The organism is Variovorax sp. AC194, from assembly GCF_979257995.1.
In genome coordinates, this window is the sequence record NZ_OZ409823.1 from 2,992,405 (window position 1) to 3,018,074 (window position 25,670).

The window sequence follows — 25,670 nt, forward strand, 5'->3', positions numbered from 1 at the left end:
AGCGCCGCATCAAGCGGGCTGGGCCTCGGCCATGCCCTGGTGTCGCAGCAATGCATCAAGCTGGGGCTCGCGGCCGCGGAAAGCCTTGAACGAATCCATGGCACTGCGGCTGCCGCCGGCCTCCAGGATGGCCTGCCGGTATTTGCGGCCGGTTTCGATGTTCGGCTCGCCATCGGCGCCCACGGTTTCCTCGAAGGCCGCGTAGGCGTCGGCGCTCAGCACCTCGGCCCACTTGTAGCTGTAGTAGCCGGCCGCATAGCCGCCCGAGAAGATGTGGCTGAAAGTATTCGGCGTGCGGCTGAACGGCGGCGAAGGCATCACCGCCACCTCGCTGCGCACCTTGCCCAGCAGCGCCATCACGTCGCCGGTCTTCGCGTCGGCCGCGTGGTACTCGGTGTGCAGCAGCATGTCGAACAGCGAGAACTCGATCTGGCGCAGCGTCTGCAGCCCGCTCTGGAAGTTCTTGGCGGCGGTCATCTTGTCGAAGAGGGCGCGCGGCAGCGGCTCGCCGGTGTCCACGTGCGCCGTCATGTGGCTGAGCACATCCCACTCCCAGCAGAAGTTCTCCATGAACTGGCTCGGGAGCTCCACCGCGTCCCACTCGACGCCGCTGATGCCCGAGACGTCGCGCTCGTTCACCTGCGTGAGCATGTGGTGCAGGCCGTGGCCGAATTCGTGGAAGAGCGTGGTCACGTCGTCGTGCGTGAGGAGCGGCGGCTTGCCGTCCACGCCGCTCGCGAAGTTGCAGACCAGCTGCGCGACCGGCGTCTGCAGCACGCCGTCGTCGGGGCGCAGCCACCGGGCGCGCACGTCGTCCATCCAGGCGCCGCCGCGCTTGGCGGCGCGGGCGGAGGGGTCCAGGTAGAACTGCCCGACCTTCTGGCCGGCACGCTCGATGCGGTAGAACTCCACGCTCGGGTGCCACGTCGGCGCGCTGTCGCGGCGGATCGACACCTCGAACAGCGTCTCGACGATCTTGAAGAGGCCCGCCATCACCTTCGGCGCGGGGAAATACTGCTTCACCTCTTGCTCGCTGAAGGCATAGCGCGCTTCCTTGAGCTTCTCGCCGATATAGCTCCAGTCCCAGGGCTGCGGATCGGTGATGCTCAATTGCTCGGCGGCAAAGGCGCGCAGGTCGGCGAGATCGCGTTCGCCATACGGCTTGGCCTTGGTCGCCAGATCGCGCAGGAACTTGACGACCTGCTCGGGCGATTCGGCCATCTTCGGCACGACCGAGAGTTCGCCGAAATTCTTGTAGCCCAGGAGCTTGGCCTCTTCTTCGCGCAGCGAGAGGATCTCGGTGATCAGCGCGGTGTTGTCGAAGGCCGCGTCGCCGAATTCGCTGGCGCGGGTGACGTAGGCGCGATAGAGCGTTTCGCGCAAGGCGCTGCTCCTGGCGAACTGCATCACCGGCAGGTAGCAGGGCATCTTGAGCGTGAGCTTGTAGCCGTCCTTGCCGTCGGCCTCGGCGGCGGAGCGCGCGGCGCTCACCACGTCTTCGGGCACGCCTTCGAGCTCGCCCAGCTTGGCGTAGTAGGCGAAGGCGTCGGTCGCGTCGAGTGCGTTCTCGCTGAACTTCTGGCTCAGCTCGGCTTGGCGTTCCTGGATGTCGGCGAAGCGCTTCTTGGCGTCGCCCTGCAGTTCGGCGCCGCCCAGCACGAAGTTGCGCACGGCGTTGCGGTGCGCCTGGCGCTGCTCGGCATTGAGCGTGGCGACGTCGATGGCCTTGTACTTGGCGTAGAGCCGCTCGTCGGAGCCCAGGCGCGTCCAGAACGCGGTGACGCGCGGCATCGCCTCGTTGTAGGCGGCGCGCAGTTCGGGCGTGTCGGCCACGGCGTTGAGGTGGCCGACGGCGCCCCAGGCGCGGCTGAAGCGCTCGGAAGCCACGTCCAGCACCTTCGAGATCGCGTTCCAGTCGGCGGGGAATTCGGGCGCCGTCACGGCCTGCAGCGCGGCCTCGGCATCGGCCAGCAGCGTGTCGACCGCAGGCGAGACGTGTTCGGGCTTGATGCGGTCGAACAGCGGGAGATCGGTGAAGTCGAGGAGGGGGTTCGTCATGTGTTTATCTGGCGGCCTTGCGGCTGCAGTTCAAGAGCGTCCGGCCACTCGTTCGGCGGATTCGACGGTGTTGACCATCAGCATCGTGACCGTCATCGGTCCCACGCCGCCCGGCACGGGCGTGATGTGGCTTGCCACCTCGCGAACGCCGGCAAAGTCGACGTCGCCGGCGAGCTTGCCGTCTTCCTTGCGGTTCATGCCCACGTCGATGACGATCGCGCCGGGCTTGACCATGTCGGCCGTCAGCGTGTTGCGGCGGCCCACGGCCGCCACGACCACGTCGGCCTGCCGCGTGTAAAGGCCCAGGTCCGGCGTGCCGCTGTGGCAGACGGTGACGGTGGCGTTCGCCTGCAGCAGCAGCAGGGCCATCGGCTTGCCGACCGTGTTGCTGCGGCCGATCACGACGGCGTGCTTGCCCTTCAGGTCGATGCCGGTGCTCTCGATCAGCTTCATGCAGCCGTAGGGCGTGCAGGGCCGAAAGCCGGGCAGGCCGGTCATGAGTTCGCCTGCCGACAGCACCGAATAGCCGTCGACGTCCTTGCTGGTGGAAATGGCCTCGATGACCTTGTGCGGATCGATGTGCCTGGGCAGCGGCATCTGCACGAGGATGCCGTGGATCGACGCGTCGGCATTGAGTGCGGCGATGCGCGCGAGCAGATCGGCTTCGCTGAGTTCGGCGGGGTAGCGCTCGAGCACCGAGCGCAGGCCGCGTTCTTCGCAGGCCTTGACCTTCTTGCCCACGTAGACCTCGCTGGCCGGGTCGTTGCCGACCAGGATGACGGCAAGGCCCGGGGTGAAGCCGCGTGCGGTGAGTGCTGCGGCGCGGGTGGCGACTTCGGCCAGGAGCTGGCGCGAAAGCGCGGTGCCGTCGATCAGTTGAGCTGTCATCGGTTTCGATCTTCCAATTAAAAACGCCCGCTTGCGCAGGCGTGGGGAGCATTCATTGCTATCGGAGGGACAGCGTCTAGGCCTTGGCCGCGGGGGCCGCCTGTCCGAGCGCGATCTTCAGCAGGTCGGCCACGGTGTTGGCGTTGAGCTTTTCCATGATGTTGGCGCGGTGCGCCTCCACCGTCTTGATACTGATGCCCAGGTCGTCGGCGATCTGCTTGTTCAGGCGGCCGGCGACGATGCGCTCGAGCACCTGCGCCTCGCGGCCGGTGAGCTTGGACAGCAGCGCGTCGCGGCTGGCCGACTGCTGGTGCTGCGTGAAGGCGCCGCGCGCGTGTTCGAGCATGCGCTCGACCAGCGTGACGAGTTCTTCGTCGTTGAAGGGCTTCTGGATGAAATCCATCGCGCCCTTCTTCATGCTGTCCACCGCCATCGGCACGTCGCCGTGGCCGGTGATGACCACGATCGGAAGCGGGGAGCGCCGCTCGATCAGCCGATCCTGCAATTCGAGGCCGGTCATGCCGGCCATGCGGATGTCGACGATCAAACAGGCGACTTCGCGCGGGTCGTATCGGGAGAGAAAGGATTCGGCGGAATCGAAACAGCGGACTCTGTAGTCCTTGCCTTCGAGCAGCCATTGCAGCGAATCGCGTACGGCTTCGTCGTCGTCGACGACATAGACCGTGCCCTTCTTCGGAATCAAACTCATGCAGGTACCTTTGCCTCGTCGCTAGCTACGGAACTGATAGCGTCCAACACCGGAATCCAGAAGGAAAAACGGCATCCGATCACATCCGGGCCATTGTAGATGTTCTCCGCCTGCATCCGGCCGCGGTGCGACTCCACAATCGTGCGACATAAATTCAGCCCGATGCCCATGCCTTCGGGCTTGGTGGAGAAGAAGGCTTCGTACAGCCGGTCCATCACTTCGGGCGAGAGGCCCTTGCCCGTGTCCTGCACCGAGAACTCGATGGCGTTCTGCCCCTCGATGGTCTTGGGCAGCACGCGCAGCTCGACGCTGCGGCGCGCGAGCGGCCGGTCTGCCAGGTCGATGGATTCGGCCGCGTTCTTCAGCAAATTGACCATCACCTGCTCGATCAGGATCGGATCGACCCGCACCACCGGCAGCCGCGCGGCCACGTAGTGGTTCAGGCGCACATTGCGCCGGCGCAGCTCGATGCCCGCGAGCTCGACCGCTTCGCTCACCATGGTGGCCACGTCGGCCGGCGTGCGGTTCGGCTCGCTGCGCTTCACGAAGGAGCGGATGCGCTGGATGATCTGGCCCGCGCGCTGGGCTTGCTTGGAGGTCTTCTCCAGCGCGGCAAGCAGCGCCTCGGTGTCGATCGTCTGCCCCTTGATGCGCGACATCATCCCGTTGCAGTAGTTGGTGATGGCGGTGAGCGGTTGGTTGAGTTCATGCGCGACGCTCGACGCCATCTCGCCCATCGTGATGAGGCGGCTCGCAGCCTGGGCCTTGTCGGCCTGCGCGGCGGCTTGCTCTTCGGCATCGCGGCGCGGCGTGATGTCGGTGGCGATCACGAGCTGCGCGAGGCGCCCGTCCACCCAGGTCAGGTAGCGCGACCGCACTTCGAGCCACTTGCCCAGGTGCGGCACGAAGATCTCGTTGTTGGCGGCTTGCGCGGCGGTGAGCGTGTCGATCGGCAGACCGGCGTACGGGTCCACGTCGTCCAGGCCCTCGTCGTGCGCGTTCGATGCCGGCACGCCGGCCTGCGCCACCATGCCCAGGTGGCCCACGGTGTCCGAGCCGAACCAGAGGCGATACAGCTTGTTCGCGAACAGCAGCTCTTCGCTGCCGATGGGAGCGACCGACACCGCAGCGTCGAGCGCTTCGAGCACTGTAGTGAAGCGCTCGTAAGAGGCCGACAGCTGCTCGCGGATGCGCGTCGGCTCGGTGATGTCGGTCATCGACGTCATCCAGCCGGTCTGGTGGCCGCGCGCGTCGATCAGCGGAGAGACGTAGAGCCGCGCGTTGAACACGCTGCCGTTCTTGCGCTTCACGCGCACCTGGAAGCCGCCGGGGAGAGCCCGGCCGTGCAGCTCTTCTTCGAGCCGCTCGTTCATCACTTCGCGGTCGGATTCGAGCCAGTAGGGGAAGGGCGGCGACTGGCCGACCAGTTCGGCTTCGCTCCAGCCGGTCATCGCGCAGAACGCGGCGTTCACGTAAGTGATGCGGCCCTGCAGGTCGAGCACGCGCATGCCGGTCAGCATGGAGTTTTCCATCGCGCGGCGGAAGTTGGTTTCGGCGACCAGCCGCTGCTGCGCCTGCAGGCGCCGGCGCGTGTGGCGCCAGGTGCCGATCAGCATCCAGCTGGTGAGAACGCTGAGCGCGCAGACCAGCCAGAAGAGGCCGTTGCCCACCACGCCCTGCGAGGTGCGGTAGGCCTGCGCGCGCAGCAGCAGCGCATTGCCGACGGGCGACACGGGCACTTCGTATTCGTTGGTTCGCTCGGACCACGGCAGCAGCCGCGTGCCGCTGTCCTTCAGGTTGGCCGTGTTGCCGGCGATGACGTTGCCCTTCGCGTCCAGCAGCGAGACCGCGTAGCGCGCCTGCACCTCGGAGGGCATGCCGTAGCGCAGCAGCCCGTCGACCGAGAACTCGCCGAGCACCACGCCCGCGAACAGGCCCTGGTCGAAGAGGGGGATGTGCAACTGCAGCATCGCGGCCGGATCGCCGCCGGCCACCGGCTGCGAATACACCGGCTGGCGCAGCTCGCGCGCCAGCGCGTAGTTGCTCTCGATGTCGCCAGGCCGCAGCACGTCGCCGATCAGGTGCTGCTGCGCGGGGTGCACGCTGGGCGCGGCATAGCCGGCCTTGAAGCGGCGGCGGTCGTCGATCCAGGTGATGGTCTGCAGCTCGGGGAACTGGCTCACGAGCGATTCGGCGCGGCTCGTGAACTCGGTCGGGTCGATCTCGCGGTTGGAGGCATCGCGCGCGATGCGCATCAGTTGCTCCTGGCGCTCCAGGAGGCGCAGGCGCATGCGCTGCTGCGCGTATTCGACGTCGCGGCGCACCGACTCCTGCTCGCGCTCGACCTCCTCGGTGCGCAGGTACCAGAAGGCGGAAACGATGGCGGCGAGGAACAGCAGCACCGCGGCCATCGGCGCCAGCATGGCGACCGCGTCCTGCAGCACGGGCGTTTGCCGACGCCACCAGCGGCGCCACCAGGACAGCGGCGAGGCATTCACGGCACTGCGGGCAACCGCCAGCGGAGAGGAAAAAGGCATCGCGCGAGTTTAGGGGATGCCCCTCGGAAAACGTCGGAAAAGCGCCAGTGTCATTGATCCCTTCGCGGTCGGGTCCTGTCAGGAAAAGTCACAAAAATATCACATTAAGAAATCGTCATGCGCCATTTGAAATAACAGGATTTCTATGCGAAACTCGCCCGCGTTTATTGCAGAGCGCACTAAATTACAGCCACAGCCCTAAAAGGAGAGACAAGCATGTCGGCAAATCCCGAGAACCTGTTCGGCTCGGCCGCAAACGATGCGGACGCCCAGGAGACCCGTGAATGGATGGATGCACTGTCTTCCGTCATCCAGAGCGAGGGTCCCGAGCGGGCCCACTTCCTTCTCGAGCAGCTGCTCGAACATGCCCGGCAGCACAGCATCGACAAGCCGTTCTCCGCCAACACCGCCTACGTCAACACCATCGAGCCCGACCAGGAAGAGCGCTGCCCCGGCAACCTGGAGATCGAAGAGCGCCTGCGCGCCTACATGCGCTGGAACGCGATGGCGATGGTGGTCAAGGCCAACCGCCACCACCCCGCCGAAGGCGGCGACCTCGGCGGCCACATCGGCTCCTTCGCCTCGCTGGCCAACATGTTCGGCGCCGGCTTCAACCACTTCTGGCACGCCGAGAGCGAGAACCACGGCGGCGACTGCCTCTACATCCAGGGCCACGTCTCCCCCGGCATCTATGCCCGCGCGTACCTCGAAGGCCGCCTGACCGAAGAGCAACTGCTCAACTTCCGCCAGGAAGTGGACGGCAAGGGCCTCTCCAGCTACCCGCATCCCAAGCTGATGCCCGAGTTCTGGCAGTTCCCCACGGTGTCGATGGGCCTCGGCCCGCTCATGGCCATCTACCAGGCGCGCTTTCTCAAGTACCTGCACGCCCGCGGCATCGCCAACACCGAGAACCGCAAGGTCTGGGTGTTCTGCGGCGACGGCGAAATGGACGAAGTCGAATCGATGGGCGCCATCGGCCTCGCAGCGCGCGAAGGCCTCGACAACCTGGTCTTCGTCATCAACTGCAACCTGCAGCGCCTGGATGGCCCGGTGCGCGGCAACGGCAAGATCATCCAGGAGCTGGAAGGCGAATTCCGCGGCTCCGGCTGGAACGTCATCAAGCTGATCTGGGGCAGCGGCTGGGACCAGCTGATCGCCCGCGACAAGGAAGGGGCCCTGCGCAAGATCATGATGGAGACGAACGACGGCGACTACCAGTCGTTCAAGGCCAACGACGGCGCCTACGTTCGCAAGCATTTCTTCGGCCGCGACCCGCGCACGCTGGAGATGGTCGCCAAGATGAGCGACGACGACATCTGGCAGCTGCGCCGCGGCGGCCACGACTCGCAGAAGGTCTACGCGGCCTTCGACGCGGCCGTCAAGCACAAGGGCCAGCCCACGGTGCTCCTGATCAAGACGGTCAAGGGCTTCGGCATGGGCAAGATCGGCGAGGGCAAGAACAACGTCCACCAGACCAAGAAGCTGAGCGACGAGGACATCATGGCCTTCCGCGATCGCTTCAACATCCCGATCCCGGACAGCCAGATCGCCGACCTGCCGTTCTACAAGCCGGCCGACGACACCCCGGAAATGAAGTACCTGCACGAGCGCCGCAAGGCCCTCGGTGGCTATCTGCCGCACCGCCGCACCAAGGCCGACGAGAGCTTCACGGTGCCCTCGCTGGAAACCTTCAAGTCGGTGATGGAGCCCACGGCCGAAGGCCGCGAGATCTCCACGACGCAGGCCTACGTGCGCTTCCTCACGCAGCTCCTGCGCGACAAGGCGCTCGGCCCGCGCGTGGTGCCCATCCTGGTGGACGAGGCCCGCACCTTCGGCATGGAAGGGTTGTTCCGCCAGATCGGCATCTACAACCCCGCAGGCCAGCAGTACACCCCGGTCGATAAAGACCAGGTCATGTACTACAAGGAAGACAAAGCCGGCCAGATCCTGCAGGAAGGCATCAACGAGGCCGGCGGCATGTCCAGCTGGATCGCCGCGGCCACCTCGTACAGCACGAACAACCGCATCATGGTGCCGTTCTACGTGTACTACTCGATGTTCGGCTTCCAGCGCATCGGCGACCTGGCCTGGGCGGCCGGCGACATGCAGGCCCGCGGCTTCCTGCTGGGCGGCACGTCGGGGCGCACCACGCTGAACGGCGAAGGCCTGCAGCACGAAGACGGCCACAGTCACATCCTGGCCAACACCATCCCGAACTGCGTGAGCTACGACCCGACCTTCGCGCACGAAGTGGGCGTGATCCTGCACCATGGCTTGAAGCGCATGGTCGAGAAGCAGGACAACGTCTACTACTACCTGACGCTGCTGAACGAGAACTACGCGATGCCAGGCCTGCAGCCCGGCACCGAAGAGCAGATCATCAAGGGCATGTACCTGTCCAGGCAGGGCCCGGTGGTCAAGGCCGCCAAGGGCAGCAAGGAAGCGCCGACCGTGCAACTGCTGGGCAGCGGCACCATCCTGCGCGAGAGCTTCGCGGCGCAGGAACTGCTCGAGAAGGACTGGGGAGTATCGGCTTCCGTGTGGAGCTGCCCGAGCTTCAACGAGCTCACCCGCGACGGCCAGGACGCCGACCGCTGGAACCTGCTGCACCCCGACCAGACCCCGCGCGTGCCCTTCGTGGCCGAGCAACTCGCGCCCACGACCGGTCCGGTGGTGGCCTCGACCGACTACATGAAGGCCTATGCGGAGCAGATCCGCCCCTTCATCCCGAAGGGCCGCACCTACAAGGTGCTGGGCACCGACGGCTTCGGGCGCAGCGACTTCCGCAACAAGCTGCGTGAACACTTCGAGATCAATCGTCACTACATCGTGGTGGCCGCGCTCAAGGCGCTGAGCGAAGATGGCGCCGTGCCGGTGGCCAAGGTGGTGGAAGCGATCAAGAAGTACGGCATCAATGTCGACAAGGTCAACCCGCTCTACGCTTGAACATCAACAACCAACGAACGAACGGCGCCTCGCGGCGGGAGACAACGATATGGCAGCAGTGGAAGTGAAGGTGCCGGACATCGGCGATTTCGATGAAGTCGCGGTGATCGAGGTGCTCGTGAAGGTGGGCGACACGGTCAAGGCCGAGCAGTCGCTCATCACGGTGGAATCTGACAAGGCGTCGATGGAGATTCCTTCGTCGACCGCCGGTGTGGTCAAGGAAATCAAGGTCGAGGTCGGCGGCAAGGTGAAGGAGGGCTCGGTGGTGCTCGTGCTGGAGGCCGAAGGTGCCGCCGCCGCACCGGCGCCCGCGCCTGCTGCAGCGCCGGCTCCTGCGGCAGCCGCTCCTGCGCCTGCAGCCGCGGCGCCCGCACCGGCTGCTGCACCTGCAGCAGCCTCCGGCCCGGTCGAGATCAAGGTGCCGGACATCGGCGACTTCAAGGACGTCGCGGTCATCGAGCTTCTGGTCAAGCCCGGCGACACGATCGCGGCCGACCAGTCGCTGATCACGGTGGAGTCGGACAAGGCCTCGATGGAGATTCCGTCGTCCGGCGCCGGTGTGCTGAAGGAACTCAAGGTCAAGGTCGGCGACACGGTCAACATCGGTGACCTGATCGCGATCCTGGAAGGTTCGGCCGGTGCGGCGCCCGCGCCAGCTCAAGCTGCGGCGGCAGCCCCGGCCGCGGCAACCGCCAGCGCACCCGCGCCGGCCGCTGCTTCGCCGGCCCCGGCTGCAAGCCCGGCAGCCGTCGCTGCGCCGCACGATCCCACCACGGCGCCCAGCGCCAGCCTGCCGCACGCCTCGCCCTCGGTGCGCAAGTTCGCCCGCGAACTCGGTGTGCCGCTCGAAGAGGTCAAGGGCTCCGGTCCCAAGGGCCGCATCACGCAGGAAGACGTCCAGGGCTTCACCAAGGCCGTGATGAGCGGCCAGGCCAGCACCAAGGCCTCGGCGGCCAAGGCGCCGGCCGGTGGCGGCAGCGCGGATGGCGCGGCGCTGGGCCTCATCCCGTGGCCCAAGGTCGACTTCGCCAAGTTCGGCGCGGTCGAGCGCAAGGACCTCTCGCGCATCAAGAAGCTCAGCGGCGCGAACCTGCACCGCAACTGGGTGATGATCCCGCACGTCACCAACCACGACGAAGCCGACATCACCGAGCTCGAAGCCTTCCGCGTCTCCACCAACAAGGAGAACGAGAAGTCGGGCGTGAAGGTCACGATGCTGGCCTTCGTGATCAAGGCGGTGGTCGCGGCGCTGAAGAAATTCCCCGACTTCAACGCGAGCCTGGATGGCGACCAGCTCGTCTACAAGCAGTACTTCAACATCGGCTTCGCGGCGGACACGCCCAACGGGCTCGTGGTGCCGGTGCTCAAGGACGCCGACAAGAAGGGCATCCTGCAGATCAGCGCCGAGATGGGCGAGCTCGCCAAGAAGGCGCGCGACGGCAAGCTCGGCTCGGCCGACATGCAGGGCGGGTGCTTCTCGATCAGCTCGCTCGGCGGCATCGGCGGTACGCACTTCACGCCCATCATCAACGCCCCCGAAGTGGCCATCCTCGGCCTCTCCAAGGGCCAGATGAAGCCGGTGTGGGACGGCAAGCAGTTCGTGCCGCGTCTCACGCTGCCGCTGTCGCTGTCGTATGACCACCGCGTGATCGACGGGGCCCTGGCTGCGCGCTTCAACGCCTACCTGGGCCAGGTGCTCGCGGACTACCGTCGAATCCTGCTATGACCACGGTAGTGGCCGTCCGCAAGGGCGGCCAGGTCACGATGGCAGCGGATTCTCTGGTGACCTTCGGCGACACGCGGCTCTCGCACCGCGCCGAGGCGAACCAGAAGATCTTCACCGTCGAGGACGCGGCGGGCACGAGCCTGTTCGCCATGGCCGGCGCCGCGGCGCACTTCCTGGTGCTGCAGCACGCGCTGGCCGCGCAGGAGCGCGAGAAGCTCCTGTTCGGCAGCAAGCACGAGATCTTCCGCACCTTCACGATGCTGCATCCGGTGCTCAAGGACTCGTTCTTCATGCAGACCAAGGAAGACGACCACGAGCCCTACGAGTCGAGCCAGTTCACGATGCTGATGGCCAACCAGAGCGGCATCTACGGCATCTACAGCTACCGCGAGGTGTTCGAGTTCAAGGAGTTCTGGGCCATCGGCTCGGGACGCAGCTTTGCGCTGGGCGCCATGCACGCGGCCTATGGCATCAAGTCGCGCACCTCACGCGACGTGGCGGAGGCGGGGATCGCCGCCGCCTGCGAATTCGATCGCAATTCGGCCCCACCGGTCGACGTTCTCACACTCAAACTGAAAGTGTCCAAATGAGCGAACAACAAATCAAGGTGCCCGACATCGGCGACTTCGACGAAGTCGCGGTGATCGAGGTGCTGGTCAATGTCGGAGACACGGTCAAGGCCGAGCAGTCGCTGATCACGGTCGAATCGGACAAGGCCTCGATGGAAATCCCGTCGTCCGCCGCCGGCGTGGTGAAGGCCATTGCCGTGAAGGTGGGCGACAAGGTCAAGCAAGGCTCGGTCGTGCTGACGCTGGAAGTGGGAGGTGCCGCGGCTGCTTCACCGGCTGCCGCAGCGCCTGCGCCTGCCGCAGCGGCTCCTGCGCCCAAGGCTGCTGCGCCGGCCCCCGCGCCGGCGCCGGCCGCAGCGCCCGTCGCGTCCACCTACGGCGGCAAGGTCGATGTCGAGTGCGACGTGATCGTGCTCGGTGCCGGTCCCGGCGGCTATTCCGCCGCCTTCCGCGCGGCCGACCTGGGCCTGAAGGTCGTGCTGATCGAGCGCTATGCCACCCTCGGCGGCGTGTGCCTGAACGTCGGCTGCATCCCCTCGAAGGCGCTTTTGCACGTGGCTTCGGTCATGGACGAGGTCAAGCATTTTGCCGAACTGGGCGTGAGCTTTGCCGCGCCCACGGTCGATCGCGCCAAGCTGCTCGGCCACAAGAACAAGGTGGTGGGCAAGCTCACCGGCGGCCTCACGGCCATGGCCAAGATGCGTAAGGTGACGGTGCTGCGCGGCGTGGGCAACTTCATCGATCCGTACCACCTGGAAGTCGAAGAGACCTCCGGAACCAGCTGGGACACCACCGGCAAGAAGCAGACTGTCAAGTTCCGCAACGCGATCATCGCGGCCGGCTCTCAGTCGGTCAGCCTGCCGTTCATGCCCAAGGGCGATCCACGCATCGTGGATTCCACCGGCGCGCTCGAAATGGGCACCGATCCCAAGCGCATGCTCGTCTTGGGCGGCGGCATCATCGGCCTCGAAATGGGCACGGTGTATTCCACGCTGGGCGCGCGGCTGGACGTTGTCGAAATGCTCGACGGCCTCATGCAGGGCGCCGACCGCGACCTCGTCAAAGTCTGGCAGAAGATGAACGCGCCGCGCTTCGACAACATCATGTTGAAGACCAAGACGGTCGGCGCCGAGGCCACGAAGGAGGGCATCAAGATCACCTTCGAGGGCGAGAACGCACCCAAGGAGCCGCAGGTGTACGACCTCGTGCTGCAGGCCGTGGGCCGCAGCCCCAACGGCAAGAAGATCGGTGCAGAGAAGGCCGGCGTCACGGTGAGCGACCGCGGGTTCATTCTGGTCGACATCCAGATGCGCACCAACGTGCCGCACATCTTCGCCATCGGCGACATCGTGGGCCAGCCCATGCTGGCGCACAAGGCGGTGCACGAGGCGCACGTGGCGGCCGAGGTGATCGCCGGCGAGCAGAAGGGCTACAAGGAGCTCTCCAGCGCCGCCTTCAATGCCCGCGTGATCCCCAGCGTGGCCTACACCGACCCTGAGGTGGCGTGGGTCGGCCTCACCGAAGACCAGGCCAAGGCCGAAGGCATCAAGGTCAAGAAGGGCCACTTCCCGTGGACCGCATCGGGCCGCGCCATCGCCAACGGCCGGGACGAAGGCTTCACCAAGCTGCTGTTCGATGCCGAGACGCACCGCATCCTGGGCGGCGGCATCGTCGGCACGCATGCGGGCGACATGATCGGCGAGATCGCGCTGGCCATCGAGATGGGCGCGGACGAGATCGACATCGGCAAGACCATCCACCCGCACCCGACGCTGGGCGAAAGCATCGGCATGGCGGCGGAAGTGGCGCACGGCACCTGCACCGACCTGCCGCCGGTGAAGAAGGCCGCCTGATAGCTCGGTAGAGGCAGAGGCGCTATCGGCGCCCATAAAAAAATCCCGCCTCGGCGGGATTTTTTTCGTCCTGATCCTTGAGGGATCGGAGGGTGGATCAGTCGCCGGTGCGGGCGTTGGCTGCGGCGGCCTTGATCTCTTCGGTCGGTGCGCCGCCGAGCACGCGGCGGGCGCCGTCGAAGCGGCGCTGCCAGTAGCTGCCGTTCATGTCTTCGACACGAACCTGGGCGCCCGAGCGGGGGGAGTGGATGAACTTGCCTTCGCCGACGTAGATGCCGACATGGCTGAAGGCGCGGCGCATGGTGTTGAAGAACACGAGGTCGCCGGGCTTGAGCTGGCTGCGGTCGATCTTCTCGGTGGCGGCGGCTTGCTCTTCGGCGCGGCGGGGGAGCATGTGGCCGACGGTCTGGTTGTACATCGCGCGGACGAAGCCGCTGCAATCGAAACCGGATTCCGCCGTGTTGCCGCCGCGGCGGTAAGGAACGCCCAGGAAACCGATGGCGGTGACCACCAGGTCGGAAGTTCGTTCGGTGACGGTTTGACGGACCTGCTTGAGTTGCCCGATCAGACCCTTGTCTGCGAGCAAGCCGGCCAGTTCGTCATCGGTTCGGTCCTGTGAAGGGGCTGCATGGACAGCGACGGCAAACAGGAGGGACGCGGGTAGGACGAAAAAACGCATGGCGCGTAGGATATTGATGACGCGCAGTTATGTCAATTTAAACTGAATTAGCGAATGTGTCTGCAAATCATTGATCTGCTTGAATTTTTCCGATTCGGCCGAATAAAAAATGTAACGGTGGACCTTTATGTTCCATAAGTGGTTCGTTTCAAATGGGCCTTCAGGCCCGAAGTGAACTGTCCGGTGGGGTGGATGCTGACGCTATTTCTCGCCAAGATGACGCCAACTACCCGGAAAAAACATGAACTTTCGGATTAACTTGGCCATTCGCCTTGCCCGCCGCGCCGTTTTCATCGCCGTGCTCGGAGTTGGCGGATTGTCTTTCGCCCAAGGGCGCCCCGAAACGGTGGCGACCGGCTTCGAGAACCCATGGGGCGTGAGTTTTCTGCCGGGCGGCCGCTACATCGTCACCGAGCGCCCGGGCCGCATGCGGCTGATCGGCGCAGACGGCAAGATCGGCGCCCCCATCGCCGGCCTGCCCGCCATCGCCGCGGGCGGCCAGGGCGGTTTACTCGACGTGCTGGCCGACTCGGCCTTCGAAAAGAATCGCACGCTTTACTTCTGTTTCTCCGAGCCCGAAGCCGGCGGCTCCGGCAACAGCACCGCGCTGGCGAGCACGCAGCTGTCGGCCGATGGCGCCCGGCTCGAGAACCTGAAGATCATCTTCAGCCAGAAACCCAAGGTGGCGAGCCGCTCGCATTTCGGCTGCCGCATCGTCGAGGCGCGCGACGGCACGCTGTTCCTCACGCTGGGCGACCGCTTCAGCCGCAAGGAAGACGCGCAGAAGCTCGACAACCACCATGGCAAGGTCGTGCGCATCAGCAAGGACGGCTCCGTGCCGAAGGACAACCCGTTCGTCGGCAAGCCGGGCGCGTTGCCCGAGATCTGGAGCTACGGCCATCGCAACGGGCAGGGCGCCACGCTCGCGCCCGACGGTCGCTTCTGGATGACCGAGCACGGCCCGCAGGGCGGCGACGAAATCAACATCCCGCAGGCTGGCCGCAACTACGGCTGGCCGGTGATCACCTACGGCGAGAACTACGGCGGCGGCAAGATCGGCGACGGCATCACGGCCAAGGACGGCATGGAGCAGCCGCTGCATTACTGGGTGCCGTCGATCGCGCCGTCGGGCATGGCGTTCCTCACGAGCGACCGCTATGGCGCGGCGTGGAAGGGCAACCTCTTCGTGGGCTCGCTGAAGTTTGGCTACCTCGACCGCATCGAACTGAAGGACGGCAAGGTGGTCGCCGAGCACAAGCTGCTGACCGACAGCCGGGCGCGCATTCGCGACGTGAAGCAGGGGCCGGACGGTTTGCTCTACGTGCTGACCGACGAGTCCGACGGCAAGCTGCTGCGCCTGCGGCCGAACTGAGCGCCCGAACTGAACGCGCGAGTCAGCCGGGGCAGCCCGGCAGGGGCAGCGTCGGCAGCATGCGGCGCCAGAGCCGCGTCCATTCAGGCCAATCGTGGCCGCCTTCCGTCGTGAAGACACGGTCCGGCGGCAACGCGGCGGCGAGCAGCCGGTGGCTGAATGCAAAGCGGTCGTCGACCGCGTAGCCAAGATAGAGCGGCGGCCGCGCGCCGAAGGTGGCGGCGGCGCCGACGTAGCCGCGCAGCCATTGCCAGAGCTGCGTTTCGTTCGGCGTGCGTGGATCGCTGCCGGGTGGATCGCTCAACGGGCCGGTCCAGCGGGCGATGCCGCCGGCATTGGCGATGTCGGTGCTGAGGCCGCGTTCGCCGAGATAGGGCGCAAGGGTGACGAGGCCCGCGAGCTCGCCGGGGTGCGTCTGCGCATAGAGCAGTCCGCCGAAGCCGCCGACCGAGATGCCGACGATCCAGATCGACTTGTAGCCCTGGCTGCGCGCTGGCGCCATCACGTCCTGGCTCAATCGCTCGAGGATGGTCTTGCTGTTGTAGTAACCGAGGTGAGCGTCGACGCGCATCACGTCCACCGCGAGCCGGTTGTCGCTCAGGGCGCTGACGAAGCCTTCGCGCACGAACTCGTCGGGGTGCGAGTACGCGCCGGGCAGCATGACGACGAGCGTATCGGCGTTCGGCGTGCAGGCGCTCTTTTCGAGCGTGGTCTCCAGCGGCACCTTGGCCGTGCGCAGGCCGCCGCAGCCGGTGGCCAGGAGGGCCGCACAAAGCGCCGAGAGAATTCGCATCCGCCGGAGTCTAGGCGCGCTCGGCGCTCTCGTTGCGCCGCGAGGCCGGCAGGTCGACCATCACCGGCTGGCCGGGCGTGGTGCAGCCGGTGTCGCAGCATTTGCCGGGCTGGCGGTTCTTCGTGATGGCGCGTGCCGGGTCGTGTGGCGCCGCGGCCGGCGATCCGTCCGCCGCGATGCCGCGTTCCAGGATGCGCTCGACCAACTCGACCTTGGAGCCGACCGGGTAGTTGCGCCAGATCTCCTGCTTCATCGCCGCCGGCGAGCCGCCGCCGTGCAGGCTGATCACGCTGTACCAGCCGCCCTGGTAGCCGGCCGTCAGGTCTTCGATGAAGCGGGCCGTCTCGATCCGCTGCTCGTAGGGAATCGCCGGGTTGGCGCGCAGCACGTCCGACAGGCGCGCGGCGGTCTCGGGGTTGTGGTCTTCGTCGGGGCCGGGCAGCGTGACGATCAGGCCGCCGCTCACGTAGTGCGCGATGCGGTGCATGTCGTAGATCTTTGTCGCGAGCAACAGCTTGCCGATGTTGCTGAACACCGGGTCGGGCATGAAGACCTCGCAGTGTTCATCGGCCTTGCCGTAGACGCTGGCCGCCACGCCGCAGGCGAAGAAACTCTCGGTGATGGTGATGAGCTCGACCATCTGCTCGCGCAGGTGGCTTTCCTTGCCGGGGTCGAAGCCGTTGGCCTCGCACATCAGTGCGCCGGCGCCGATCAAGAGGTCGCCGAAACCCGCGCGCGCGCCGATGCAGCTGTGGCGGTGGTGGGTGGCGTAGCTGTAGGTGAGGTGGCCCGAGTGTTCCCATTCGCCGGCGTAGAACACGCGCTCCCACGGCACGAACACGCGGTCGAACATGCACACGCCGGTGCTCTGGCCGTACTTGCGGCTGAAGAGGGCGTCGCCGTGCTCGAACTTCTCGCCGGGGCGGCCGGCAGGGCGCGCGACGATGGTGAGGCCGGGCGCGTCCAGCGGCACGGCGCAGCAGACGGCGAAGTCGGCGTCTTCCCGGCCCATGTTGCGGCAGGGCATGACCAGCAGTTCATGCACATAGGGCGCACCGGTCACGATCGCCTTGGTGCCCGAGATCACGATGCCGCGCGCATTGCGCTCGACCACGTGCAGGTAGCTGTCGACATTCGCCTGCTCGTGCGGCCGGCGGCTGCGGTCGCCCTTGGCGTCGGTCATGGCGACGCCCAGCGTCAGGTCCTGGTCCTGCACGCGGTGCAGGTACTCGCGAAAGCGCGCGGTGTGCTCGGTGCTGCCGCGCGCGTCGTCGATGCGGGCCGACACCTGGGCGATGGCGTTGAGCGCATCGTGCGTGAGGTAACGCTGGGCGCAGCCGGTTTCCTGGCAGACCAGCCGCACGGCCTCCAGCTTGTTGAGCAGGTCGCCCGAACTGGTGTTGATGTGCGAGAGCCGGTTCACCCGCTTGCCGCTGGTGCGCTGCACGGCGGTCATCAGGGGCTCGTACTGGGTCTTCAGCGCGTAGTCGTAGGTGAGGGCGATGGCATTGATGCCGGGCTGGAAGGCGGCTTCGTCGGCCACGCTGTCGACGCGGCGGCCGTCCACGAACACGTTGGGGCTGTAGCGGCGCAGCGATTCGCGGAAGTCGGCGCCGGACATGAGGGCGGCGGGGAGCGGTGCGTTCATCTTTTTTGTCTCCGGATTTTGATCGTCGGCGCAAATATTTGAACACTGTTCATTTTTTATATCAACGTTGAAAAATATGAACCGGTGCGCAATCCGAGGCTTATAGTGCCGCCCATGCACGCCAAGCTCCAACGCCGCCAGACCCTCACCGACGCCCGCCGGGCCCTGGTGCTCGACGCGGCCCGCACGGTGTTTTCGGAAGCGGGGATCGAGGGCGCGAGCATCCGCGAGATCGCGAAAAAGGCCGGCTACACGCCGGGCGCCATCTACTCGTACTTCGAGAGCAAGGAGGCGATCTACGCCGCGCTGCTCGACGAATCGCTGCTGCGCCTGCAGGCCGCAGTGGCCGAGGCGAAGGTGTCCAGGTCCCGGCCGGACAAGACCCTGGCCGCCAAGGCGCAGGCGTGGTTCGACTTCTACGCGGCGAACCCGCGCGACCTGGACCTCGGCTTCTACCTCGTGCACGGCATGCGCCCCCGCGGCCTGACCAGCGAGCTGGACCACGAACTGAACGACCGCCTCTACGACGCGCTGCGCCCCTGCGAAGACGCGCTGCTGGCCATGGGCCTGGACGCAGCGCTGGCGCTGCAGGAAAACACGGCCCTCTTCGCGCACGGCGTCGGCCTGCTGCTGATGCAGCACACCGGGCGCATCCGCATGTTCCGGCAGTCGGCCGATGCGCTGTTCAAGACCTACCTGGCGCAACTGACCCAGCGATCCGCCGCTCCGGCGACGAACGAAGACACCGCCGCGCCCGCCGAGGCGGGCCAACCGGATCTTTTCGGTGGTACGGTTCAGCCCCATCCAACCGATACCTGAAAGACCCCGTTCATGCTGCTCGACGCCTCGCTCTCCCAACTCGTTCTGGTCGACTACCAGGCGCGGCTGATGCCGGCGATCTTCGAGAGCGAAGCGGTCGCGCAGAACGCGGTGCGGCTGGGCAAGCTGGCGCGGCTGTTCGAGGTGCCGGTGTTCGGCACCGAGCACAACCCCTCCAAGCTGGGCGAGAACATGCCCGACATCCGCGCGCTGTGCCAGCGCACCCTGCCCAAGATGCATTTCAGCGGCGTGGAAGAGGGCCTGGGCGAATGGCTGCGCGTGCCGGCCAAGGCGCCGCAGGGCAATGCCCGCAGCCTCCCCAAGCACCTGCAGAAGCCCGCCGCCGCGGCCGAGGAGCGCAACACCATCGTGATCGCCGGCTGCGAAGCCCATGTCTGCCTGCTGCAGACGGCGCTCGACCTGCTCGAAGACGAGTTCGAAGTCTGGGTGGTCACCGATGCCTGCGGCTCGCGCACCGAGCGCAACCGCGATGCCGCGTTCGACCGGCTGGCCGGCGCCGGCGCCGAGCTCGTGACGACCGAGATGGTTGCCTTCGAGTGGCTGCGCACCGCGGAACATCCCGCATTTCCTGAAGTGCTCGCGCTGGTCCGATAGCCCGATAGCCCGACAGCTAAGTAGCGGCCTGCCGGGCAGGGCTCGGCCGGATTGTTCCGGCCGTCAGCTTGCTGCAAGATCGATCTCCATAATTATGAATTCAGTTTTGGCGAGGCTGCCGGAACCGGACCCATAACAGGAGACAAACCGAGATGAGCCGCTACGAAGAGTTCTACCGCCAGTCCGTCGACGCGCCCGAGGCCTTCTGGGCCGAGCAGGCGAAGCTGATCGACTGGCAGGCCCCCGCCACGCAGATCCTCGATGCCAGCCAGCCGCCGTTCGCGCGCTGGTTCGTGGGCGGCACCACCAACCTGTGCCACAACGCGGTCGACCGGCACCTGGCCGCGCGCGGCGACCAGCCGGCGCTGATCTTCGTTTCCACCGAAACCGGCGTGGAGAAGAGCTACAGCTTCCACGAACTGCACGCCGAGGTGCAGCGCACCGCCGCCAGCCTGGTCGAACTGGGCGTGGGGAAGGGCGACCGCGTGCTGATCTACATGCCGATGATTCCCGAAGCCGCCTTCGCGATGCTGGCCTGCGCGCGCATCGGCGCGATCCATTGCGTGGTGTTCGGCGGCTTCGCGAGCGGCTCGCTGGCCACGCGCATCGAGGACGCCGAGCCCAAGGTCGTCGTGAGCGCCGATGCGGGCTCGCGCGGCGGCAAGGTCATCGCGTACAAGCCGTTGCTGGACGAAGCGATCCGCCTGTCGACGTACAAGCCGGCCGCCGTGCTGCTCACCGACCGCGGCCTCGCGCCCATGGACCTGACCGCCGGTCGCGACCACCTGGCCAGCGAGCTGCGCCAGAAGCACATCGATGCCCAGGTGCCCTGCACATGGCTCGCCTCGACCGACATCAGCTACACGATCTACACGAGCGGCACCACCGGCAAACCCAAGGGCGTGCAGCGCGACGTGGGCGGCTACGCCGTGGCGCTGGCCGCGAGCATGAAGCACATCTTCGACGGCCGGCCCGGCGAAACGTATTTCTCCACCAGCGACATCGGCTGGGTCGTGGGCCACAGCTACATCGTGTACGGCCCGCTGATCGCGGGCATGGCGACGATCATGTACGAGGGCCTGCCCACCCAGGGCATCGACCAGCAGCCCGACGGCGGCATCTGGTGGCGCCTGGTCGAGAAGTACAAGGTGACCGTGATGTTCAGCGCGCCCACCGCGGTGCGCGTGCTCAAGAAGCAGGACCCGGCGCTGCTGAAGAAGTACGACCTCTCGACCCTGCGCGCGCTGTTCCTGGCGGGCGAGCCGCTGGATGAGCCGACGGCGCGCTGGATCAGCGAGGGCCTGGGGGTGCCGATCATCGACAACTACTGGCAGACCGAATCGGGCTGGCCGATGATCACCATCGCCAACGGCGTGGAGGCCAAGCCGAGCAAGTTCGGCAGCCCGGGCATCCCGATGTACGGCTACCGCATCAAGATCCTGCATGAATCGACGGGCGAGGAACTGACAGCGCCGAACGAGAAGGGCGTGGTGGTGGTCGAGGGCCCGACGCCGCCCGGCTTCATGCAGACCGTGTGGAAGGACGACAAGCGCTTCGTCGACACCTACTGGAAAAGCGTGCCCGGCAAGATGGTCTATTCGACCTTCGACTGGGGCATCCGCGACGCGGACGGCTATTTCTACATCCTCGGGCGCACCGACGACGTGATCAACGTCGCGGGCCACCGCCTGGGAACGCGCGAGATCGAGGAGAGCATCTCGGGCCACGCCAACGTGGCCGAGGTCGCGGTGGTGGGCGTGGCCGATGCGCTCAAGGGGCAGGTGGCGATGGCCTTCGTCGTGCCGAAGGACGGGCGCGCAGTGACCGACGCCGAAGCGGCGCTGAAGCTCGAGGGCGAGATCATGAAAGTGGTGGCCGACCGCCTCGGCGCACTGGCGCGGCCGGCGCGCGTGCGCTTCGTCTCGGGCCTGCCCAAGACCCGCAGCGGCAAATTGCTGCGCCGCGCCATCCAGGCGGTGTGCGAGGGGCGCGATCCGGGCGACCTGACCACCATCGACGACCCCGCCACGCTGCAGCAGATCAAACAGTTACTCGATAGAGGCTGATATCTCCCCGATGGGGGTTGCGGACCCCCATGCCGGCGTCATATGGTTGACGTGGCACAATGCCAAGGTACTCAGGCCCTTCCCCAGCCACAGTCGCATCCGCCAATCGGTTCAGCCGTGTCGCGGAAGGTTTCTTAACCAGCTAGTGCTTCCTTCAGGGAAGCGAAGGTCAGCGGATCATGAGCGATTCCTCTACGCCCACGGCGTACACCGCCTATCAAGGCAACACCTACCTCTTCGGCGGCAATGCGCCCTATGTCGAGGAGATGTACGAAAACTACCTCTCCAACCCCGGCAGCGTTCCCGACAACTGGCGTTCGTACTTCGACGCCCTGCAGAACGTGCCCGCGGCCGACGGCACCAACACCCGCGACGTCCCGCACCTGCCGGTCGTCAACGCTTTTGCCGAGCGCGCCAAGCAGGGCACGACCAAGGTCGTGCAGGCCAGCGGCGCCGACTCCGAACTCGGCCGCAAGCGCACCGCCGTCCAGCAGCTGATCGCCGCCTACCGCAACGTCGGCGCACGCTGGGCCGACCTGGATCCCCTGAAGCGCGCCGAGCGCCCGGCCATTCCGGAACTCGAGCCCTCGTTCTACGGCTTCACCGATGCCGACCTGGAGACGGTGTTCAACACCAGCAACACCTTCTTCGGCAAGGAGACCATGTCGCTGCGCGACCTGCTCAACGCCTTGCGCGAAACGTACTGCGGCACGATGGGCGCCGAGTACATGTACACCACCGACCAGAACCACAAGCGCTGGTGGCAGCAGCGGCTCGAAAGCGCCCGCACCAACCCGCAACTGAACGCGGACCAGAAGAAGCACGTGCTCAACCGCCTGACCGCGGCCGAGGGCCTGGAGCGCTTCCTTCACACCAAGTACGTCGGCCAGAAGCGCTTCTCGCTCGAAGGCGGCGAGAGCTTCATCGTCTCGATGGACGAGCTGATCACCCAGGCCGGCGCCAAGGGCGTTCAGGAAATCGTGATCGGCATGGCCCACCGCGGCCGCCTGAACGTGCTGGTCAATTCGCTGGGCAAGATGCCGGCCGACCTGTTCGCCGAATTCGACCACACCGCCCCCGAAGAGCTCCCCAGCGGCGACGTGAAGTACCACCAGGGTTTCAGCTCGGACGTGACCACCCCCGGCGGCCCGGTGCACCTGAGCCTGGCGTTCAACCCCTCGCACCTTGAGATCGTGAACCCCGTGGTGGAAGGCTCGGTGCGCGCCCGCATGGACCGCCGCGCCGACCCGCTGGGCAAGCAGGTGCTGCCCGTGATCGTGCACGGCGACGCCGCCTTCGCGGGCCAGGGCGTCGTGATGGAAACGCTGGCGCTGGCCGAAACCCGTGGCTATTCCACGGGCGGCACGGTGCACATCGTCATCAACAACCAGATCGGCTTCACCACCAGCGACCCGCGCGACAGCCGCTCGACGCTGTATTGCACCGACATCGTCAAGATGGTCGATGCGCCGGTGCTGCACGTGAACGGCGACGACCCCGAAGCCGTGGTGCTCGCCACCCAGCTCGCGCTGGACTTCCGCATGGAATTCCAGAAGGACGTGGTCGTGGACATCATCTGCTTCCGCAAGTTGGGCCACAACGAGCAGGACACCCCCTCGCTCACCCAGCCGCTCATGTACAAGAAGATCGCCCAGCACCCCGGCACGCGCAAGCTGTACGCCGACAAGCTGGCCGCTCAGGGCCTGGGCGACACGCTCGGCGACGACATGGTCAAGGCGCAGCGCGCGGCGTTCGATGAAGGCAAGAACACCGTCGATCCGGTGCTCACCAACTTCAAGAGCAAGTACGCCGTCGACTGGAGCCCGTACCTCAACAAGAAGTGGACCGACGCCGGCGACACCGCCATTCCGTCGTCCGAGTGGAAGCGCCTGGCCGAGAAGATCACCACGGTGCCGGCCGGCTTCACGGTGCACCCGCTCGTGAAGAAGGTGCTGGACGACCGCGCCGCCATGGGCCGCGGCGACGTGAATGTCGACTGGGGCATGGGCGAGCACATGGCCTTCGCCTCGCTGGTGGCCAGCGGCTACCCGGTGCGCCTGTCGGGCGAAGACTCGGGCCGCGGCACGTTCACGCACCGCCACGCCGTGCTGCACGACCAGAACCGCGAGAAGTTCGACACCGGGACCTTCACGCCGCTGCAGAACGTGGCCGAGAACCAGGCACCGTTCGTCGTCATCGACTCGATCCTGTCGGAAGAGGCCGTGCTCGCGTTCGAATACGGCTACGCCTCGAACGACCCGAACACGCTCGTCATCTGGGAAGCCCAGTTCGGCGACTTCGTGAACGGCGCGCAGGTGGTGATCGACCAGTTCATCGCCTCGGGCGAAGTGAAGTGGGGCCGCGTCAATGGCCTCACGATGATGCTGCCGCACGGCTACGAAGGCCAGGGCCCCGAGCACAGCTCGGCGCGCCTGGAGCGCTTCATGCAGCTGAGCGCGGACACCAACATGCAGGTGGTGCAGCCCACCACGGCCAGCCAGATCTTCCACGTGCTGCGCCGCCAGATGGTGCGCAACCTGCGCAAGCCGTTGATCATCATGACGCCCAAGTCGCTGCTGCGGAACAAGGACGCGACCTCGCCGCTCGCCGAGTTCACCAAGGGCAGCTTCCAGACCGTCATTCCCGACAGCAAGGGCCTGAAGGCCGAGAAGGTCAAGCGCCTGATCGCCTGCTCGGGCAAGGTGTACTACGACCTGGCCAAGAAGCGCGAAGAGCAGGGCAACGACGACGTGGCGATCATCCGCGTCGAGCAGCTCTACCCGTTCCCGCACAAGGCCTTCGCTGCCGAGATCAAGAAGTACCCGAACCTCGCGGACGTGGTGTGGTGCCAGGACGAGCCGCAGAACCAGGGCGCCTGGTTCTTCGTGCAGCACTACATCCACGAAAACATGCAGGACGGCCAGAAGCTGGGCTACTCCGGCCGTGCCGCCTCGGCATCGCCGGCGGTGGGGTACTCGCACCTGCACCAGGAACAGCAGAAGGCGCTCGTCGATGGCGCGTTTGGCAAGCTCAAGGGCTTCGTGCTGACCAAGTAATCCAGGCCTCTTTTTCACACGAACACCCTCAAGAAAAACACGGAGCAATCTCCAAATGTCTATCGTAGAAGTCAAAGTCCCCCAGCTTTCCGAATCCGTGGCCGAAGCCACCATGCTCACCTGGAAGAAGAAGGCCGGCGACGCCGTCGCCGTCGATGAAATCCTGATCGAGATCGAGACCGACAAGGTCGTGCTGGAAGTGCCCGCACCCTCGGCCGGCGTGCTGGCCGAAATCGTGCAGCCCGATGGCGCCACCGTGGTGGCCGACCAGCTGATCGCCAAGATCGACACCGAAGGCAAGGCCAGCGCCGCAGCGCCTGCAGCGGCACCCGCTGCCGCCGCACCGGCTGCAGCTGCGCCTGCACCGGCCGCCGCTGCCGCCGCCACCGGCGGTTCGAAGTCCGACGTTGCCATGCCCGCCGCCGCCAAGCTGCTGGCCGACAACAACCTGAAGACGGGCGACGTGGCCGGTACCGGCAAGGACGGCCGCGTCACCAAGGGCGACGTGCTCGGCGCCGTGGCTTCGGGCGCCAAGCCCGCAGCACCTGCTGCAGCCATTCCGGCACCGGCCGCCAAGCCCGCGCTGCCGCAGGTCGCGGCGCCGGTCGGTGCGTCCGACCTGGGCGAGCGTCCGGAACAGCGCGTGCCGATGAGCCGCCTGCGCGCCCGCATCGCCGAGCGCCTGATCCAGTCGCAGTCGACCAACGCGATCCTCACGACCTTCAACGAAGTGAACATGGCGCCCGTCATGGAACTGCGCAAGCGCTTCCAGGACAGCTTCACCAAGGAACACGGCGTGAAGCTGGGCTTCATGTCCTTCTTCGTGAAGGCCGCGGTGCACGCGCTCAAGAAGTACCCGGTGATCAACGCCTCGGTCGACGGCAACGACATCCTGTACCACGGCTACTTCGACATCGGCATCGCCGTCGGTTCGCCGCGCGGCCTGGTGGTGCCGATCCTGCGCAACGCCGACCAGATGAGCTTTGCCGACATCGAGAAGAAGATCGCCGAGTACGGCAAGAAGGCACAGGACGGCAAGCTGGGCATCGAAGAGATGACCGGCGGCACGTTCTCCATCTCCAACGGCGGCACCTTCGGCTCGATGCTCTCGACGCCGATCATCAACCCGCCCCAGTCGGCCATCCTCGGCGTGCACGCCACCAAGGACCGCGCTGTGGTGGAGAACGGCCAGATCGTCATCCGCCCGATGAACTACCTGGCCATGAGCTACGACCACCGCATCATCGACGGCCGCGAAGCCGTGCTGGGCCTGGTCGCGATGAAGGAAGCGCTGGAAGATCCGTCGCGCCTCCTGTTCGACATCTGATCCGCGCGC

The 25,670-nt window shown here is 66.3% G+C and carries 17 protein-coding genes; 10 read left to right on the forward strand and 7 right to left on the reverse strand.

Going from position 1 to position 25,670, the window contains the following annotated elements:
• Positions 1 to 9: 9 nt before the first annotated feature.
• The 4 genes from ACZYRS_RS14405 to ACZYRS_RS14420 form a co-directional block, all read right to left on the reverse strand.
• Positions 10 to 2,058, reverse strand: a complete 2,049-nt coding sequence (locus tag ACZYRS_RS14405; RefSeq protein ID WP_463419813.1) for a M3 family metallopeptidase — start codon at positions 2,056 to 2,058, stop codon at positions 10 to 12.
• A 30-nt stretch (positions 2,059 to 2,088) separates the two neighbouring features.
• Positions 2,089 to 2,946, reverse strand: a complete 858-nt coding sequence (gene folD / locus ACZYRS_RS14410) for a bifunctional methylenetetrahydrofolate dehydrogenase/methenyltetrahydrofolate cyclohydrolase FolD (RefSeq protein ID WP_463419814.1) — start codon at positions 2,944 to 2,946, stop codon at positions 2,089 to 2,091.
• Between the two features lie 76 nt (positions 2,947 to 3,022).
• A complete protein-coding gene (locus tag ACZYRS_RS14415) occupies positions 3,023 to 3,655 on the reverse strand; it encodes a response regulator transcription factor (RefSeq protein WP_012747279.1) in 633 nt (210 codons plus the stop codon).
• Complete coding sequence (locus ACZYRS_RS14420; RefSeq protein ID WP_042577214.1) at positions 3,652 to 6,192, reverse strand: PAS domain-containing sensor histidine kinase; 2,541 nt, start codon at positions 6,190 to 6,192, stop codon at positions 3,652 to 3,654. The genes ACZYRS_RS14415 and ACZYRS_RS14420 overlap by 4 nt, the downstream gene beginning before the upstream one ends.
• A 216-nt stretch (positions 6,193 to 6,408) precedes the next feature.
• On the opposite strand from ACZYRS_RS14420, the gene aceE reads away from it, so the two are divergent.
• The 4 genes from aceE to lpdA are packed head-to-tail and all read left to right on the forward strand — an operon-like array spanning position 6,409 to position 13,286.
• Positions 6,409 to 9,138: a pyruvate dehydrogenase (acetyl-transferring), homodimeric type gene (gene aceE, locus ACZYRS_RS14425; RefSeq protein WP_463419815.1), complete on the forward strand. Its 2,730-nt coding sequence runs from the start codon at positions 6,409 to 6,411 to the stop codon at positions 9,136 to 9,138.
• A gap of 49 nt (positions 9,139 to 9,187) precedes the next feature.
• Complete coding sequence (gene aceF / locus ACZYRS_RS14430; protein ID WP_463419816.1) at positions 9,188 to 10,864, forward strand: dihydrolipoyllysine-residue acetyltransferase; 1,677 nt, start codon at positions 9,188 to 9,190, stop codon at positions 10,862 to 10,864.
• On the forward strand, positions 10,861 to 11,454 hold the full coding sequence (locus tag ACZYRS_RS14435) for an Ntn hydrolase family protein (RefSeq protein ID WP_198786153.1): 594 nt from the start codon (positions 10,861 to 10,863) through the stop codon (positions 11,452 to 11,454). The genes aceF and ACZYRS_RS14435 overlap by 4 nt, the downstream gene beginning before the upstream one ends.
• Positions 11,451 to 13,286, forward strand: coding sequence for a dihydrolipoyl dehydrogenase (gene lpdA / locus ACZYRS_RS14440; RefSeq protein ID WP_463419817.1), 1,836 nt, complete (start codon positions 11,451 to 11,453; stop codon positions 13,284 to 13,286). Before ACZYRS_RS14435 ends, lpdA begins: the two co-directional genes overlap by 4 nt.
• 97 nt (positions 13,287 to 13,383) lie before the next feature.
• Here lpdA and ACZYRS_RS14445 read toward each other — a convergent pair whose 3' ends face one another.
• Entirely contained in the window at positions 13,384 to 13,965 is a 582-nt protein-coding gene (locus ACZYRS_RS14445; RefSeq protein ID WP_198788557.1) for a C40 family peptidase, read from the reverse strand.
• A 241-nt stretch (positions 13,966 to 14,206) separates the two neighbouring features.
• Here ACZYRS_RS14445 and ACZYRS_RS14450 point away from each other — a divergent pair, with 241 nt between their 5' ends.
• Positions 14,207 to 15,337, forward strand: coding sequence for a PQQ-dependent sugar dehydrogenase (locus ACZYRS_RS14450; protein WP_463419818.1), 1,131 nt, complete (start codon positions 14,207 to 14,209; stop codon positions 15,335 to 15,337).
• Positions 15,338 to 15,359: 22 nt separating this feature from the next.
• On the opposite strand, the gene ACZYRS_RS14455 is transcribed toward ACZYRS_RS14450, so the two are convergent.
• The gene (locus ACZYRS_RS14455; protein WP_463419819.1) at positions 15,360 to 16,130 is read right to left on the reverse strand and encodes an alpha/beta fold hydrolase; all 771 of its coding nucleotides are present in this window, start codon (positions 16,128 to 16,130) and stop codon (positions 15,360 to 15,362) included.
• A gap of 10 nt (positions 16,131 to 16,140) precedes the next feature.
• Positions 16,141 to 17,778: a 4-hydroxyphenylacetate 3-hydroxylase family protein gene (locus tag ACZYRS_RS14460; protein WP_463419820.1), complete on the reverse strand. Its 1,638-nt coding sequence runs from the start codon at positions 17,776 to 17,778 to the stop codon at positions 16,141 to 16,143.
• A gap of 114 nt (positions 17,779 to 17,892) precedes the next feature.
• Between ACZYRS_RS14460 and ACZYRS_RS14465 the strand changes: the two genes are divergently transcribed.
• From ACZYRS_RS14465 to odhB, 5 genes are all read left to right on the forward strand, one after another.
• Positions 17,893 to 18,597 carry a TetR/AcrR family transcriptional regulator gene (locus ACZYRS_RS14465; protein ID WP_463419821.1) on the forward strand — a complete coding sequence of 235 codons (705 nt, stop codon included), beginning with the start codon at positions 17,893 to 17,895 and terminating at the stop codon, positions 18,595 to 18,597.
• A gap of 12 nt (positions 18,598 to 18,609) precedes the next feature.
• Positions 18,610 to 19,212 carry an isochorismatase family protein gene (locus ACZYRS_RS14470; RefSeq protein ID WP_198788562.1) on the forward strand — a complete coding sequence of 201 codons (603 nt, stop codon included), beginning with the start codon at positions 18,610 to 18,612 and terminating at the stop codon, positions 19,210 to 19,212.
• A 98-nt stretch (positions 19,213 to 19,310) separates the two neighbouring features.
• Entirely contained in the window at positions 19,311 to 21,278 is a 1,968-nt protein-coding gene (locus ACZYRS_RS14475) for a propionate--CoA ligase (RefSeq protein WP_463422488.1), read from the forward strand.
• 179 nt (positions 21,279 to 21,457) lie between these two features.
• Positions 21,458 to 24,334 carry a 2-oxoglutarate dehydrogenase E1 component gene (locus ACZYRS_RS14480; RefSeq protein ID WP_463419822.1) on the forward strand — a complete coding sequence of 959 codons (2,877 nt, stop codon included), beginning with the start codon at positions 21,458 to 21,460 and terminating at the stop codon, positions 24,332 to 24,334.
• 55 nt (positions 24,335 to 24,389) lie between these two features.
• Entirely contained in the window at positions 24,390 to 25,661 is a 1,272-nt protein-coding gene (gene odhB / locus ACZYRS_RS14485) for a 2-oxoglutarate dehydrogenase complex dihydrolipoyllysine-residue succinyltransferase (RefSeq protein ID WP_463419823.1), read from the forward strand.
• Positions 25,662 to 25,670: the final 9 nt, after the last annotated feature.

What these genes read in the sequence shown, in the direction of transcription:
- ACZYRS_RS14445 (WP_198788557.1), bottom strand. Translation starts at nt 13,965, where the DNA reads ATGCGTTTTTTCGTCCTACCCGCGTCCCTCCTGTTTGCCGTCGCTGTC.
- ACZYRS_RS14420 (WP_042577214.1), bottom strand. Translation starts at nt 6,192, where the DNA reads ATGCCTTTTTCCTCTCCGCTGGCGGTTGCCCGCAGTGCCGTGAATGCC.
- ACZYRS_RS14405 (WP_463419813.1), bottom strand. Translation starts at nt 2,058, where the DNA reads ATGACGAACCCCCTCCTCGACTTCACCGATCTCCCGCTGTTCGACCGC.
- odhB (WP_463419823.1), top strand. Translation starts at nt 24,390, where the DNA reads ATGTCTATCGTAGAAGTCAAAGTCCCCCAGCTTTCCGAATCCGTGGCC.
- ACZYRS_RS14455 (WP_463419819.1), bottom strand. Translation starts at nt 16,130, where the DNA reads ATGCGAATTCTCTCGGCGCTTTGTGCGGCCCTCCTGGCCACCGGCTGC.
- ACZYRS_RS14435 (WP_198786153.1), top strand. Translation starts at nt 10,861, where the DNA reads ATGACCACGGTAGTGGCCGTCCGCAAGGGCGGCCAGGTCACGATGGCA.
- ACZYRS_RS14460 (WP_463419820.1), bottom strand. Translation starts at nt 17,778, where the DNA reads ATGAACGCACCGCTCCCCGCCGCCCTCATGTCCGGCGCCGACTTCCGC.
- ACZYRS_RS14465 (WP_463419821.1), top strand. Translation starts at nt 17,893, where the DNA reads ATGCACGCCAAGCTCCAACGCCGCCAGACCCTCACCGACGCCCGCCGG.
- lpdA (WP_463419817.1), top strand. Translation starts at nt 11,451, where the DNA reads ATGAGCGAACAACAAATCAAGGTGCCCGACATCGGCGACTTCGACGAA.
- aceF (WP_463419816.1), top strand. Translation starts at nt 9,188, where the DNA reads ATGGCAGCAGTGGAAGTGAAGGTGCCGGACATCGGCGATTTCGATGAA.
- ACZYRS_RS14415 (WP_012747279.1), bottom strand. Translation starts at nt 3,655, where the DNA reads ATGAGTTTGATTCCGAAGAAGGGCACGGTCTATGTCGTCGACGACGAC.
- folD (WP_463419814.1), bottom strand. Translation starts at nt 2,946, where the DNA reads ATGACAGCTCAACTGATCGACGGCACCGCGCTTTCGCGCCAGCTCCTG.
- aceE (WP_463419815.1), top strand. Translation starts at nt 6,409, where the DNA reads ATGTCGGCAAATCCCGAGAACCTGTTCGGCTCGGCCGCAAACGATGCG.
- ACZYRS_RS14450 (WP_463419818.1), top strand. Translation starts at nt 14,207, where the DNA reads ATGAACTTTCGGATTAACTTGGCCATTCGCCTTGCCCGCCGCGCCGTT.
- ACZYRS_RS14470 (WP_198788562.1), top strand. Translation starts at nt 18,610, where the DNA reads ATGCTGCTCGACGCCTCGCTCTCCCAACTCGTTCTGGTCGACTACCAG.
- ACZYRS_RS14480 (WP_463419822.1), top strand. Translation starts at nt 21,458, where the DNA reads ATGAGCGATTCCTCTACGCCCACGGCGTACACCGCCTATCAAGGCAAC.